Raw genomic sequence first — 14,876 nt, forward strand, 5'->3', positions numbered from 1 at the left:
CCCTTCCGGACCCACGCGATGACCGACGTCCTGCCGCTGACCACCGATCCCGATTCGGGCCTCCAGTATCTGCTGCGCCCGGCCGCCGGCCCCGCCGTCGCACGCCTGTTGCTGCTGCACGGCGTCGGCGGCAACGAAACCAACCTGCTCCACGTCGCCGGCGCGCTCGATCCGCGCATCGAGATCGCATTCCTGCGCGGCCCGCTCACGTTCGGCCCCGGCCAGCACGCCTGGTTTCCGGTGCGCTTCGGCCCGAACGGCCCCGAAATCGACGCGGCCCGCGCGGACGAGAGCCGCGTCAAGCTGATCACGCTGCTGCGCGCGTGGCGCGCGCGGGGCGATGCGTCGCCCGCCTTGCCGACCGTGATCGCCGGCTTCAGCCAGGGCGGCATCATGAGTGCCAGCGTCGGCCTCACGTCGCCCGGCGACGTCGCCGCATTCGCGGTGCTGTGCGGCCGCATCCTGCCGGAGATCGATCCGCTGATCGCGCCGCGCGACGCGCTCCGCCCGTTGCACGCGCTGGTCATGCATGGTCAGTTGGACGACAAGCTGCCCGTCGCGTGGGCCGAAACCGCCGATGCGAAGCTGGCCGCGCTCGGCGTCGCGCACGACACGCGGCTGTATCCGGTCGGGCACGAACTCGACGCGCAGATGGCCCGCGACTTCGGCCGCTGGGTCGGCGAACGCGTCGGGCTGGGCTGAGCGCGTCGATCGCGCGAACGGACGCAAGCTGCCGGCCCGCGCCCGCCGCGGCGGGCGACGCGTCAGTTGCGCACCGGTTCGCCGACCGCGCGCGCCGCCACCGCGCGCTCGCGCGCCGCGCCGCGTCGGGCCAGCATCCAGCCGACCGTCAGCGCGAGCACGACGAGCGGAATCGTCGCGATGGTCCACGTGCCGCCCGGGTAGTCGAACGCCATCAGCACCAGCACGCCGAGCAGGAACGCGAGCGTGAGCCATGACGTGAACGGCGCGCCGGGCATCCGGAACGACACCTCGTTCAGCTCGCCGCGCTTGACCTTGCGACGGAACAGGATCTGGCACATCACGATGAAGCCCCAGGTCGTGATGATCCCGAGCGACGCCATGTTCAGCACGATCTCGAACGCCTGCGCCGGCACGATGTAGTTCAGCGGCACGCCGATCGCATTGATCGCGACCGTGATCAGGATCCCGCCGTACGGCACGCCGCGCGCGTTCATCCGCGATACGAAGCGCGGCGCGGAGCCGCCCATCGCCAGCGAGCGCAGCACGCGCCCGGTCGAATAGAGGCCCGAATTCAGGCTCGACAGCGCGGCGGTCAGCACCACGACGTTCATCACCGTGCCGACGTACGGCACGCCGAGCTTGCCGAAGAACGTCACGAACGGGCTTTCGTGCGCGCTGTACGCGGTCCACGGCAGCAGCAGCGTCAGCAGCACGACCGAGCCGACGTAGAACAGTGCAATCCGCCACATCACGCTGTTGATCGCCTTCGGCAGCACCTTGCGCGCATCGGCGGTCTCGCCCGCCGCGACGCCGACCAGCTCGATGCTCGCATACGCGAACACGACGCCCTGCACGATCAGCACGGCCGGCAGCACGCCGTGCGGAAAGATCCCGCCGTGATCCGCGATCAGGTGCAGCCCCGGCATCTGGCCCGCGACCGGATGGCCGCTCGCGAGGAACACCGCGCCGACCGCGAGGAAGACGCCGAGCGTGCCGACCTTCACCAGCGAGAACCAGAACTCCATTTCGCCGAACACCTTCACGCCGATCATGTTCATCACCGACACGATCGCCAGCGCGCCGAGCGCGAACACCCATTGCGGCACGTCGGAGAACGCGGCCCAGTACTTCATGTAGATCGCGACCGCGGTGATGTCGACGATGCCGGTCGTCGCCCAGTTCAGGTAGTACATCCAGCCCGCGACGAACGATGCGCGCTCGCCCATGAATTCCCGTGCGTAGGACACGAAGCTGCCGCTGGTCGGACGGTGCATCACGAGCTCGCCGAGCGCGCGCATGATCAGGAACGCGAACACGCCGCATACGAGATAGACGAGCGCCAGCGCCGGTCCGGCGTGCTGCAGGCGGCCGCCCGCGCCGAGAAAGAGGCCTGTTCCGATCGCCCCGCCCATCGCGATCATCTGCACGTGCCGGGGCTTCAACTGCTTCGCGTAGCCGGCTTCGTGCGACGCGAACATCGCGTCGGGGTCGGCATGGCGGGAATCCGCGCCGCCGGCCGGATGGGCCGGGCGCTCGCTGGCGTGCTTCATGGTGTGTCTCCGTTTGATTGTGTCGCGCCCGCGTGGGGGCGCTGCTGAGACGGCGTCGTGCGAACGCCGGCGGATCGCGCCGGCGCCGCGCGGCCGGATTAGTACACGCGCGGCCGGATCAGCGCTTCGGGCTGCAGCGCCTCGTCGAGCTGCGCGTCGGTCATCAGCTGGCGATCCAGCACGATCTCGCGGATCGACTTGCCGCTCGCATGCGCCTCGGCCGCCACGGCCGTCGCGTTCTTGTAGCCGATGTACGGATTCAGCGCGGTCGCCAGCGCCACCGAGCGCTCCATCGTTTCGCGCAGCCGCTCGGGGTTCGCGGTGATGCCGCTCACGCAGCGGTCCGCGAGCGTCGTGCAGGCGGCCGTCAGGTGGCTGAAGCTGCGGAACAGCGCGCTCGCGATCACCGGCTCGAACGCGTTCAGCTGAAGCTGCCCGGCTTCGGCCGCGAAGGTCACCGTCAGGTCGTTGCCGAACACCTCGAACGCGACCTGGTTGACGACTTCCGGGATCACCGGGTTGACCTTGCCGGGCATGATCGACGAGCCGGCCTGCACGGGCGGCAGGTTGATCTCGCCGAAGCCGGCGCGCGGGCCGCTCGACAGCAGGCGCAGGTCGTTGCAGATCTTCGACAGCTTGACCGCGATCCGCTTGAGCACGCCCGAGATCTGCACGAACGCGCCGCAGTCCTGCGTGGCTTCGATCAGGTTCGGCGACGTGCTCAGGTCGAGCCCGGTGATGCGCCGCAGCGCGGCCAGCGCCTTCGCCGCGTACTCCGGATGCGCGGTGATGCCCGTACCGATCGCCGTCGCGCCGAGATTGATCTCGCGAATCAGCCAGCCGGCTTCCTGCAGCCGCGCGATGTCTTCCGTCAGCATCACCGCGTAGGTCGAGAACTCCTGGCCGAGCGTCATCGGCACCGCGTCCTGCAGTTGCGTGCGCCCGAGCTTCAGCAGGCCCGCAAACGCATCGGCCTTCTCGGCGAACGCGTCGCGCAGGCGCGCCATCGCCTCGAGCAGATGCTCGACCGCGAAGCAGGTCGCGATGCGGATCGCGGTCGGATAGACGTCGTTGGTGCTCTGCGCGAGATTCACGTGCTCGTTCGGATGCAGATACTCGTACTCTCCGCGCGCATGCCCCATCAGTTCGAGCGCGCGGTTGCAGATCACCTCGTTCGCGTTCATGTTGGTCGAGGTGCCCGCCCCACCCTGGATCACGTCGACGACGAACTGGTCGTGCAGGCGGCCTTCGCGAATCTCGACGCACGCGGCGGCGATCGCGTCGCGGTACGGCCTGGGCAGCAGCCCGAGTTCGCAGTTGGCGTCGGCCGCGGCTTCCTTCACGGCCGCGAGCGCCATCACGAAATACGGCAGCGATGCGATCGTGCGGCCCGAAATGTCGAAGTTCTCTTTCGCACGCAGCGTATGGACGCCGTAGTAGGCGCTTTCCGGAATGCTTCGCTTACCTAAAAGATCCGCTTCGACGCGGAAACCCTTGCCTGCCATCGTGCTCCCTCCTGAGTGTCTCGTTCCGCCGCCCGCGCGTCGCGCATCGCGATGCCCGTCCGGACGTCGTTTGCCGCTTCCCGGCGCGACGGGTTCGCATTCTATGCCTTTGCATAAAGAAGCTCGCCTCTGTATTATCGAAAGCGGTTTTGCGTGAGACGCAACAGCGAGAATCGAATGAAGAAAGGCGTGAAGGAGACCGGCATCGACCATCTGGGTGCGATGCGCGCGTTCGTGAGAGTGGTCGAGACCGGGAGTTTTTCGGCGGTCGCCAAGGAGATGCACGTGTCGACGTCGACCGTCGCGCGCCGCGTGACGGCCATCGAGGAGGCGCTCGGCGTGCCGCTGCTGCATCGCTCGACGCACAGCGTGACGCTGACCGAGGCCGGCAACATCTATCTGGAGCGCGCGGTCACGCTGATCGCCGATCTCGACGACACCCTGCGCGTCGTCGCGGAACTGAATGCGCAGCCGAGCGGCCCGCTGAAGCTGACCGCACCGGTCGCGTTCGGCCGCCGTCATCTGGCGCCGCTGGTCGCGCCGTTTCTCGCGCGCTACCCGACGATCCAGCTCGACGTGCGGCTCACCGACAATCACAACGACCTCGTGGCGGGCGGCTTCGATCTCGACATCCACGAGGGCGAGAACTACCTCGACAACCTGGTCGTGCACCGGCTGTCGCGCAACGACAGCATCCTGTGCGCGACACCCGCCTATCTCGACCGCTGCGGGCGCCCGGCGTCGCCGGACGACCTGACGCAGCACAACTGCCTGCGCTACGTGCACCCGGAAGGCGATCCGCGCTGGGAGCTCGTCGACGGCGACGCGCGGCACAGCCTGCTGCCGGCCGGCAATCTCGTCACCGACCATTCCGAACTGCTGCTCGAGGCGACCTGCGCGGGGCTCGGCATCGCCGAGTTCGAGATCTGGCTGGTGCGCGACCTGCTCGCGAGCGGCCGGCTCGAAGCCGTGCTGCCGCGCTATCGGCTGCACAACAAGCTGACCGGCGAATTCATCTACATCGCGTATCTGGCGAACCGGCGCAGCTCGGCGAAGCTGCGCGTGCTGAAGGATTTTCTCGCGGAACAGCTCGCCGATATCGGCGAGCTGTCGGAAGCGGAGCTGCGCAGGATCCGCGGCGCGCACGCGTAGCGGTGGCGTGCGGCCGCGACGCCGCCGCCCCGCTCAGCCTTGCTGCAATTCGAACGGGAAGGTCACGTGCCCGATCTCGACGCCCTGCGTATTGCGCATCGGCGGCCGGTGGAAGCCGGCCAGCTGCGCGCGCTGCGCCGCCGTGCCGATCTGCAGCCGCTCGAGGATCTCGCTGACGACCATGTACAGCACGTCGATGTTGCCGTCCTCGATCTTGACCGAGATGCCGAGCGCGCCGTCGGCGCCGAGTGCGCGCGTGCGCGCCGACGCGCGGATGCCGAGCCCGTAGCACGCATCCGCGCCGAGCTTGCCGACGACCTGCCCGTCGAACGCGCGCATCAGCACCGTGCAATAGCGGCCGTCGCCGGCCACCAGTTCCGGATAGCCCGTCATCGCATGGTGAATCCGCGCCAGCGCGCGAACGCGCGCGGTGAGCGCGTCGCCGCCGGCTTCCACCGCGTCCGCGCCATCGGCCAGCGACGCGTACAGACGCGCGAGGCGGTCGAGCGAAAACGCGGGCGTCGGCAGGTTGCAGCCGTCGATCGCCCACTCGACCTCGTCGTCGCGCAAGCCGCACGCGTCGGCCACGACCTGCTTCACGCGCACCTGCATCGGATGATCCGGCAGATGGTAGTCGGCCAGCGCGGCGCCGATCGCGCGCGCGCCGGCCAGCATCCCGACGTGCTTGCCCGAACAGTTGCTGCACACGCCGGTCGGCGTGTAGTCGCGCTTGATCCACGACCGGTAGACCGCGTCGGACAACGGCGGATGCCCGCCGCAGCGCAGATCCGACTCCTGCGCATCGACCTTCGACAGCATCGCCCGCGTGCGCGCGATATGCCGGTCCTCGCTGCTGTGCGACGCGCACATCAGCGCGATGTCCGCGTCGTCGAACCCGAACCGGTCGGGGCCGCCCGTCTCGATCACCGACAACGCCTGCGCCGGCTTCGCCGCCGAACGCGCGAGCGTCATCCGGAACGGGTCGCCGAACCGCAGCAGCAACCTGCCGCGGGCGTCCACCACCGCCACATGGGCGGCGTGCGTGTTCTCGATCGCGTTGGCGCGGTACGTGACGACCGCTGCGCGTGACGTGTCCATCGTGTCCTGTCTCCTTCCTCGGGCCTGCTTGCCGGGGCCCGTCCAACCGGTACGGCAGTGTATCGATTCGCCGGCGCGGCGCGCGGCGCAGCCGACGAAAAGCGGTGTTGCATCGGACGCAAAGCCATCCCGCCGGCCGGAAACCTGACTGAATTAGTACAAAAACCATTCAATTGTTTACTAATTCAGGACCAGTCCGTACAATTGCGACCGCAAACGCGAATCATACGCATTTAGATTGACGTTTTCCGCTGTCCTGCGCGCCGCCGCCCGCATCGAGAAAACGCACCGCTTACCGATACTTCCGCTGCTTTCCGATATGCCTGCCCAGTTCAAGACGAGGCCCCGCGCCCTCGCATCGGCGCTGACCTGCTCCGTTTTCCTGACACCGCTGCTCGCCTCCGCCGAAACCGCTCCGGCCGCCGCTTCCGCCACCGATCGCACGCCCGCACCGCAACAGGCCGCCGCCGTCGACGCGTCGGGAACGCTGCCGACGATCGCGATCCAGTCGTCCGCGCTGTCGGACATGCAGGTGAAGCGCTCGCCGTCGTACAAGTTCACCGCGCCGCTGCTCGACACGCCGCGCTCGATCACGGTGATTCCCGAGCAGCTGATCAAGGAAAAGAACGTCACGTCGTTCGCCGACGCGCTGCGTTCGGTGCCGGGCATCACGTTCCTCGGCGGCGATGCGGCCGCGAACCCGTCGGCCGACCGCCCCGTGATCCGCGGTTTCGAATCGCGCAACTCGATCTTCGTCGACGGCATGCGCGACTCGGGACTGCAGAACCGCGAGACCTTCGCGATCGAGCAGATCAGCGTGGTCAAGGGCCCCGACTCGGTCTACGCGGGCCGCGGCTCGGTGGGCGGCAGCGTCGATATCGTCACCAAGACGCCGCAGAACGACAACTTCATCAACAGCAGCATCGGCTTCGGCACCGACGGCTACAAGCGCGCGACGATCGACGCGAACCGCAAGATCGACGACACGACCGCCGTGCGGCTCAACGTGATGGGCCACGACGCGAACCAGGCCGGCCGCAACGACGTATACAACAAGCGCTGGGGCGTCGCGCCGTCGATCGTGTTCGGGCTGAATACGCCGACCACGGTCACGCTCAGCTACTACCACATGAACTCGTACGACATGCCGGACTTCAGCGTGCCGTTCCGTTCGACGGGCGGCACGCCGGTGCCGACCGATCGCGGCCAGTTCTTCGGGCTGAACACGCGCGACTACCGCTACGGGCAGACCGACACCGGCGAAGTGCGCGTCGAGCACCGCTTCAACGACGACTGGAAGCTGAAGAACACGACGATGTTCGGGCGTTCCACGCTCGATTACGTGGCGACGAATCCGCAGATCCTCGCGTCGGATCCGAACATGCTGAGCCTGCAGGCGAAGAGCGGAAAGTATGCGACGAACGGCATCGCGAACCAGACCGAGGTGACCGGCCGTGCCAACCTGTTCGGCATGCAGCATACGATGACGGCCGGCGTCGAGTTTGGCCTCGAACAGAATCGCTACGAGGGCTATCTCGTCACCGACTCGCTGGGCAACAACATTCGTTCGGGCGGCCCGTGCACGGTGACCGGCAACTGCACGCCGATCGCCGGCGGCTGGAACCCGAACATGCCGTGGACCGGCAACATCGTGCTGAACGGCGACAAGAGCTTCCCGGGCCCGACGACCAACACGCGCACGACCACCGCGTCCGCGTACATCTTCGACACGGTGAAGCTGACCGAGCAGTGGCTGTTCAACGCGGGGCTGCGTTTCGACCGCTACGACATCACCGCGAAACAGGCCGGCGTCGCCGACCTGTCGAACACGTCGAACCTGTTCAGCTACCAGTTCGGCCTCGTGTTCAAGCCGGTGCGCACGGTGAGCCTGTACGCGTCGTACGGCACGTCGTCGAACCCGCCCGGCTCGAACGGCGGCCTCGGCGGCGGCAGCGACCAGATCACCGCGAACAACCAGAGCCTGTCGCCGGAGCGCTCGCGCAACATCGAGGTCGGCGCGAAGTGGGACGTGATCGACGGGCAGCTGTCGCTGACGTCCGCGCTGTTCGACACCGAGAAGACCAACGCGCAGGTGAGCGACGGCCTCGGCCACACGATCAACGCGGGCAAGCAGCGCGTGCGCGGCGCCGAACTCGGCTTCGCGGGCAACCTGACCGGCAAGTGGCACGTGTTCGGCGGCTACTCGTACCTGAACGCGGTGACGGTCGATGCGGGCCCCGGCAATCCGGGCGGATCGGGCCTGCCGATGGTGATGGTGCCGAAGCACAACTTCACGCTGTGGACGAGCTACGACGTGCTGCCGAAGCTCACGCTCGGCGCGGGCGCGACCGTGATGAGCAAGACCTATGCATCGGTCTCGCAGACGGTGAAGAAGTGGACGCCCGGCTATGCACGCTTCGATGCGGCCGCGACGTGGCGTGTGAACAAGACGATGGACGTGCAGCTGAACGTGCAGAACCTGTTCGACAAGAAGTACTACGCGAGCGCCTATCCGATCTACGCGACCTGGGCGCCCGGCCGCTCGGCGATGGTCACGCTCAACTTCTATCAGTAATGCCGGTTGCGGCGGGAAGGCGCGCGGCGCCCTTCCCGCCTGCGCTCACCACGGCAACGAATACGTCTTCACGTTCGTGAAGCTCTTCATCGCCTCCTGCACGCCTTCCTTGTAGCCGAGCCCCGAGTCCTTCACGCCGCCGAACGGCGTCAGCTCGAGCCGGTAGCCCGGCACTTCGCGCACGTTCACGCTGCCGACTTCCAGTTCGGTGATGAAGCGCGTGATCGCGTCGAAGCGGTTCGTGCAGATCGACGACGACAGCGCATAGTCGGTACTGTTCGACATCCTGATCGCTTCGTCGATGTCGCGAAAACGCATGATCGGCGACACCGGCCCGAACGTCTCGTACTTGACCAGCGGCATGTCGGGCGTCACGCGATCGACGACCGTCGGCGAATACAGCGCGCCTTCACGCACGTTGCCGACCAGCAGCCGCGCCCCGCGCGCGATCGCGTCGTTGACCTGTTGCTCGCAGAACTTCGCGGCCGCTTCGTCGATCACCGTACCCATGTCGACCGACGGATCGGCCGGATTCCCGTACGACCACGCGCGCGTCTTCTCGACCACCAGCTCGGTGAAGCGGTCGGCGACCGATTCGTGCACCAGCATCCGCTTGATCGCGGTGCAACGCTGCCCGGAGTTCTTGTACGAGCCCGACACGGCAAGCGTGCTCGCCTCGTCGAGATCCGCGTCGTCCATCACGATGATCGGATCGTTGCCGCCGAGTTCGAGCACCGCGCGGCGGTAGCCCATCCGCAACGCGATCGACTTGCCGATCGCCACGCCGCCGGTGAACGTGATCAGGTCGATCGCCGGGTTCGTGACGAGTTCGTCTGCGATCTCGCGCGGGTCGCCGGTCAGCACCTGCAGCATCTGCGGCGGCAGGCCCGCCTCGTACAGGATGTCGGCGAACAGGTAGCACGACAGCGGCACCTTCTCCGACGGCTTGACGACGATCCGGTTGTTGGTCGCCACTGACGGCACGACCTTGTGCGCGACCTGGTTCATCGGATGGTTGAACGGCGTGATCGCGGAGATCGCGCCGAGCAGCGGCTCGCGCTGCGTGTAGACGCGCCGCTTCTTGCCGTGCGGCGTCAGATCGCACGAGAAGATCTGCCCGTCGTCCTTCAGCACTTCGCCGGCGCCGAACGTCAGCACGTCGGCGACGCGCCCCGCTTCGTACGTCGAATCCTTGACGCACAGCCCGGCTTCGGCGGTGATCAGCGCCGCGATGTCGGCGGTGCGCGCGCGCACGATCTCGGCCGCGCGTCGCAGGATCGCCGCGCGCTCGTGGCGCGTGAGCGACGGCCGGTACGCCCGCGCGACCGAGAATGCGCGCCGCACGTCGTCGAGCGTCGCCTTCGGCACCGTGCCGACGAGCGCGCCGTCGTATGGGTTGCGCACCTCGATCACCGCATCGCGCCACACGCGTTGCCCGTCGATGCGCAGCGCTTCGTGCCGCACGCTCGATGCGGGAATCGGCTTCAGGACCGTGCTCATTTCGTCTCCGTTGTGGTGTCTTTGCGTGCCTGCTTGCCCGCGTTGCGCGACGACCGCGCATGCGTGCTATCCGACCACGACCAGCCCTTCGTGCGCGAGGCAGCGGCACAGCGTCGCCCACGCCGGCGAATCGGGCCACGCACGCGCGCCGGCGTCGATGCGGATCGGCTGCCCGAACGCGCGCGACGCGCACGCGAGCAGCGTGTGCGCGATGCCGCTGCGCCGGTAGGCGGGCTCGACATACAGCCGCGCGAGCATCGGCCACGGCGTGTGGTCGTCGATGCACAGCTCGCCGATCGCCGCGTCGTCGCGATACGCGACGGCCGTCGCATGCGCGTCGTCGAACACGATGCGGATCACGCGCTGGCAGCGATCCCGAAACACGAAAACATGCATGGCGACGCTCTCCGATCGACGTTGCCGGCAAACGCGGCGCGCGCGCCGTCCCGCCCCCGCGTACCGGGGAGTTATCCCAATCGTCCGGGTGCGACGAGTTGAGTATCGTCTTGCCACGTCGGCGCACACTAGTACCAGACCGCGCCTTTCATTGAGTCCACATCCGCGGCGCGGCGCGCGTACCCGCGCTCCCGCGCCCCCTTGCGGGAGCGCGCGCCGGGCGCGCCGCTTCGCGCGGCCCGCACCGTTTACAGGAGGAAGCATGTCGAGTCGCACCCCGACCGCGTTATGGGCCCAGCAGTTCCGGCGGTCGTCGGCATCGAAGACAAGCCTGCAGGATCAGATCCGCCGCATGCTGGTGGCCGCGATCCTCGACGGACAGCTTCCGCCGGACGCCGCACTGCCGTCGAGCCGCGAGCTCGCCGACCAGCTCGGCGTGGCGCGCAACACGGTCGTGCTCGCGTACCAGATGCTCGTCGAGGAGGGCTACCTGATCTCGCGCGAGCGCAGCGGGCACTTCGTGAACCCGAAGATGCTCGAGGGGATACCGGGCTTCGCGGCCGCGCCGCCCGGCGCGCAACCGGACGCCGGCGGCGGCGATGCGCCGCAGCGGCCGGCATGGCACAAGCGGATCGCGCATCCGCCGTCGGCGCAGCGCAATATCGTGAAGCCCGCGAACTGGCAGCACTACGAATTTCCGTTCATCTACGGGCAGTTCGACCAGTCGCTGTTTCCGACCAACGACTGGCGCGAGTGCTGCCTGAAGGCGCTGTCGGTGATGGAGATCCGCAACTGGGCGCCCGACCTGATCGAACGCGACGACGAATCGCTGATCCAGCAGATCCGCACGCGCGTGCTGCCGCGTCGCGGCGTGTTCGCGATGCCCGACGAGATCGTGGTCACGAACGGCTGCCAGCAGGCGCTGTACCTGATTGCCGACCTGCTGTGCGACAAGCACACGACGGTCGGCTTCGAGAACCCCGGCTACCCGGACGCGCGCAACATCTTCGAGAACCGCAACGCGCGGCTGCTGCCGCTGCCCGTCGACGGCAACGGGATCGCGCCCGATGCGCAGGACGCCGTGCTCGCGCGCTGCGACTACGTCTACGTGACGCCGAGCCACCAGTGCCCGACCACCGCGACGATGCCGGTCGAGCGCCGCCGCGCGCTGCTCGAGCGCGCGCAGCAGCACGATTTCGTGATCATCGAGGACGACTACGAGAGCGAGAACACGTTCTCCGGCACGCCGCATCCGGCGCTGAAGAGTCTCGACGGCGCCGATCGCGTGATCTATGTCGGCAGCCTGTCGAAGACGTTCGCGCCGGGCCTGCGGCTTGGTTACGTGGTCGGGCCGCGCGAGCTGATCCGCGAGCTGCGTGCGCTGCGGCGGCTGATGGTGCGCCACCCGGTCGCGTATATCCAGCGCGCGTTCGCGACCTTTCTCGCGCTCGGTCATCACGACGCACTGCTGCGCCGGCTCGCGCATGCGTACAGCGAGCGCTCGCAGGCGCTAATGGCGGCGCTCGACGCGCATCTGCCGGAAGCGCGCTACGTGCAGGTGACGGGCGGCGCGTCGTGCTGGGTCGAGGGCCCGCCGTGGCTCGACGCGGCGCGCCTTGCGGCCGATGCGCAGGCCGCCGGCATCCTGATCGAGCCGGGCGACGTGTTCTTCATGCGCGACGACGATGCGCACCGCTATTTCCGGATGGGGTTCTCGGCGATTCCGCTCGACCGGATCGATGCGGGCGTGCAGGCGCTGGCGCAGTGTGTGCGCGCGCAGAAGCCCGATTAATGAACGAGGCCCGCAGTGGCGCGGGCCTTGTCGCGGGACGCGAACATCAAGGCACGGTGTGCGGATTCGCGCAACAATCGTCAGGGCACCCCGGCCCTACATTGACCTCCACACGCCTTCCCGTTTCCTCGATCTCGGGAATCGGCTTGTAGACTCTGCCGATCAAAGCACTCCGTTTTCCTCTGATCGCGAACTGATCAAGTGCATTTATGACGTTTTGTGCGCGTCGGTATGCCAGTCGTCGCGCGTCTTTCTCGGTCGGCTCCGAAAGTCCGACAGTCCAGACGAGGTCGATAAGCAGAAATCGACTGCGCAGATCACGCGACCATACCGACAACCTCGCCAGTTCGGTGACAGGAATCTCGCTTGAGTCGCTTTCGAAGCGAACGTCGATATATTGGCCGGATAGATTTTTTGGCCCGTCGCACGCCAACGCTGTCTGCATACCGATGAACGCGAGCGCGAGGACCGCCAGGAGTTTAGTCTCCATCTACGACGTATCCCGCAATGCTATCGGCATTGTTGATCGCCAAATCCGGATGTGATCGCCCCCATGCGGAAAGGAATGGCGTGATGTAGTACTGCTCGTCCGTGGTTGCCATGGTGTCCAGGAAATGACTTGCTTCGTGAATGATCACGGATACTTGGGAATCCGCATACGCGCTCCAGGGACGCATGGTACAAAACTTGGCGCTGATCGAGAACGTGTGCGTTGCGGTGTCCGGTGCGCAAACGTGGGCGGCCTCCTGCCCCGCTCCCAGTGGGTGGGGTGTGCAACCCGTCGCCAGATCGGCCGCGCTCCCCGTACGAACGACGTTGTGCTCGCTGAACGAACGGACAACATTCAGCACCTTCGTCAATCCGGTCAGAAGCCGTCTACGGGTTTGCTCGTCATCGCGACCGAACCACTTGAATACGCGGCCTTTCTCGTGCGAGGACCATTCCGTCAAGAAGGCAACGCGCGCCTCCAGCCGATTCACGGCAATCGCCTGCGCCCGAGCGAACATTATCCGAAACTCAGAATTGCTCATGTTTTCGCAGATCGGCCGCATGTCGACATCGGCGAACCGCTGCGATCCCTTGATGGTATTCGTCGTTGTCTCGGCCACCTCGGTTTGATTCGTCATCGTTTCAGTCCCCGACAAAAAGCTTCAGCGTCTGCGGGCCTTCCGTTCTCACGCGCAACGTGCACCCGCTTGCGTCGCTCGATCCCGACGCAAGCACATTGCCGGACTGATCCTTGATCCAATACCGCACATTGCTCAACGGTTGCTTTGTCCGCTTGTCCCGGATCACGAACTGCTCGTCATGGACTACCGGTGTAACGGAACGCGTGAGTGCGCTTGACGAACGCGCACCGATTCCGGCCGAACCGTCCGAAACATCGTAAAAAATGGTGCAATCACTGCCCGCGAGAACTCTGTTCGTTCCGCATGGACAAAGTACGTGGTCACCCTCGAGAACAACATTGCGGCCGTGCCACGTCATGCGTGTTGCGCCCCCGACAATCTTGAACGAACCCTTGCAGTTGCCGCATGTTGCCTCGTCGCCATCAAGCGCTACATGTTTGTCTTTATGAAACATCGTGGCTGTCGTTGCGGTAACGAAGCCCCCTGTAGTCGTCGGGTCACCGTTTCTGACTGCTCGTCGCGACATAGTCGGATCCTTAGATAAGTTGGCAAAAAATCGATTGCATGCCTGCTCTCCCGCACTACGCAAAAATCCGGGGAGCGACCACGCAAAACCAACGAAATATTGACCCGCAAACTCGCGCACACACCAACAGATACACGCTCCTCGATTTTTCAAATAAGGCAACTCGACTTCAGACACGTCCCATCTAACCAAATCAATTTAGAACAATCTTGATTCCCACCATCCAATCCCGAAATCGATCCCTTACTTTTCAAATATAAATCACGCCCGCCCATCAATCATCGATCCGATATCTCGCCCAAAAATAACCATTAAATAATTAAAAGCTGTCACGCCGCCCCTCCCCGCCACCATCACCGACAACGCCGCTGGCCCAAGCGAAACCCTCAAACTGGCGCTACCGTCAAAAACAGTCGCTCACTAACGTGTCGATACCGCGTGCCGCATGCGTGCCAGCGCAGCGCGGCCGCCCACCACTCGACAGGAGACACGTTATGGCTGACACGCTCACCGCCCCCGGCGCCGTCACGGCCGCCACGCTCGCGGCCTTTTCCGATGCATTCAACCGGCACGACGCGAACGCGCTGATGGGCTTCATGACCGAGGACTGCGTGTTCGACGCGGCCGGCGGCCCCGACATCCACGGCACGCGCTTCGTCGGCCGCGACGCCGTGCGCGCCGCGTTCGAAGCCGTGTTCAAGACTTTCCCCGACGCGCATTGGGGCCAGGGCCGCCACACCGTGTGCGGCGAGCGCGGCGTCTCCGAATGGGTGTTCACGGGCACGCACGCGGACGGCTGGCGCATCGAGGCCGAAGGCTGCGACCTGTTCGAATTCCGCGACGGGCTGATCGCCGTCAAGCGCGCGTTCCGCAAGGAACGGCCGAAGCAGCCGGCCTGAGCGCCCCCGGCGCGCGCCGCCGACGCGACGCGTTTTGAAACGAATCAT

At 66.4% G+C, this 14,876-nt stretch carries 13 protein-coding genes; 5 read left to right on the forward strand and 8 right to left on the reverse strand.

Annotated elements, in window-relative coordinates:
* Window positions 1–18: 18 nt before the first annotated feature.
* Entirely contained in the window at window positions 19–702 is a 684-nt protein-coding gene (locus WS57_RS08190; protein WP_069244022.1) for an alpha/beta hydrolase, read from the forward strand.
* 62 nt (window positions 703–764) lie between these two features.
* Here the strand turns inward: WS57_RS08190 and WS57_RS08195 are convergent, their stop codons facing one another.
* Together WS57_RS08195 and aspA are read right to left on the reverse strand one after the other, a co-directional pair.
* Entirely contained in the window at window positions 765–2,255 is a 1,491-nt protein-coding gene (locus WS57_RS08195; protein ID WP_059514187.1) for an amino acid permease, read from the reverse strand.
* A gap of 98 nt (window positions 2,256–2,353) precedes the next feature.
* Complete coding sequence (gene aspA / locus WS57_RS08200) at window positions 2,354–3,760, reverse strand: aspartate ammonia-lyase (RefSeq protein WP_009687360.1); 1,407 nt, start codon at window positions 3,758–3,760, stop codon at window positions 2,354–2,356.
* A 177-nt stretch (window positions 3,761–3,937) separates the two neighbouring features.
* On the opposite strand from aspA, the gene WS57_RS08205 reads away from it, so the two are divergent.
* Window positions 3,938–4,912 carry a LysR family transcriptional regulator gene (locus WS57_RS08205; protein ID WP_069244023.1) on the forward strand — a complete coding sequence of 325 codons (975 nt, stop codon included), beginning with the start codon at window positions 3,938–3,940 and terminating at the stop codon, window positions 4,910–4,912.
* 33 nt (window positions 4,913–4,945) lie between these two features.
* Here WS57_RS08205 and WS57_RS08210 read toward each other — a convergent pair whose 3' ends face one another.
* A complete protein-coding gene (locus WS57_RS08210) occupies window positions 4,946–6,010 on the reverse strand; it encodes an asparaginase (RefSeq protein WP_069244024.1) in 1,065 nt (354 codons plus the stop codon).
* Window positions 6,011–6,329: 319 nt separating this feature from the next.
* On the opposite strand from WS57_RS08210, the gene WS57_RS08215 reads away from it, so the two are divergent.
* The gene (locus WS57_RS08215) at window positions 6,330–8,585 is read left to right on the forward strand and encodes a TonB-dependent receptor (protein ID WP_059514181.1); all 2,256 of its coding nucleotides are present in this window, start codon (window positions 6,330–6,332) and stop codon (window positions 8,583–8,585) included.
* Window positions 8,586–8,630: 45 nt separating this feature from the next.
* Here the strand turns inward: WS57_RS08215 and phnY are convergent, their stop codons facing one another.
* Both phnY and WS57_RS08225 read right to left on the reverse strand, forming a co-directional pair.
* Window positions 8,631–10,085, reverse strand: coding sequence for a phosphonoacetaldehyde dehydrogenase (phnY, locus tag WS57_RS08220; RefSeq protein ID WP_069244025.1), 1,455 nt, complete (start codon window positions 10,083–10,085; stop codon window positions 8,631–8,633).
* 66 nt (window positions 10,086–10,151) lie between these two features.
* Window positions 10,152–10,481 carry a GNAT family N-acetyltransferase gene (locus WS57_RS08225; RefSeq protein WP_059515091.1) on the reverse strand — a complete coding sequence of 110 codons (330 nt, stop codon included), beginning with the start codon at window positions 10,479–10,481 and terminating at the stop codon, window positions 10,152–10,154.
* A 262-nt stretch (window positions 10,482–10,743) separates the two neighbouring features.
* On the opposite strand from WS57_RS08225, the gene WS57_RS08230 reads away from it, so the two are divergent.
* Window positions 10,744–12,273 carry a PLP-dependent aminotransferase family protein gene (locus WS57_RS08230; protein WP_069244026.1) on the forward strand — a complete coding sequence of 510 codons (1,530 nt, stop codon included), beginning with the start codon at window positions 10,744–10,746 and terminating at the stop codon, window positions 12,271–12,273.
* A gap of 46 nt (window positions 12,274–12,319) precedes the next feature.
* Here WS57_RS08230 and WS57_RS35545 read toward each other — a convergent pair whose 3' ends face one another.
* Genes WS57_RS35545 through WS57_RS35550 form a run of 3 tightly spaced genes read right to left on the reverse strand, consistent with a single transcriptional unit; the run spans window position 12,320 to window position 13,857 of the window.
* Entirely contained in the window at window positions 12,320–12,763 is a 444-nt protein-coding gene (locus tag WS57_RS35545; RefSeq protein ID WP_236871875.1) for a hypothetical protein, read from the reverse strand.
* Window positions 12,753–13,400 (reverse strand): M35 family metallo-endopeptidase, encoded by a 648-nt coding sequence (locus tag WS57_RS08235; RefSeq protein WP_069244027.1) that lies wholly within the window; start codon window positions 13,398–13,400, stop codon window positions 12,753–12,755. The genes WS57_RS35545 and WS57_RS08235 overlap by 11 nt, the downstream gene beginning before the upstream one ends.
* 4 nt (window positions 13,401–13,404) lie before the next feature.
* A complete protein-coding gene (locus tag WS57_RS35550) occupies window positions 13,405–13,857 on the reverse strand; it encodes a PAAR domain-containing protein (protein WP_230945635.1) in 453 nt (150 codons plus the stop codon).
* A gap of 566 nt (window positions 13,858–14,423) precedes the next feature.
* On the opposite strand from WS57_RS35550, the gene WS57_RS08240 reads away from it, so the two are divergent.
* A complete protein-coding gene (locus WS57_RS08240; protein ID WP_009691613.1) occupies window positions 14,424–14,828 on the forward strand; it encodes a nuclear transport factor 2 family protein in 405 nt (134 codons plus the stop codon).
* The last annotated feature ends 48 nt before the right edge of the window (window positions 14,829–14,876 follow it).

The sequence above is a fragment of the Burkholderia pseudomultivorans genome, from assembly GCF_001718415.1.
Classification (GTDB): Bacteria; Pseudomonadota; Gammaproteobacteria; order Burkholderiales; family Burkholderiaceae; genus Burkholderia; species Burkholderia pseudomultivorans_A.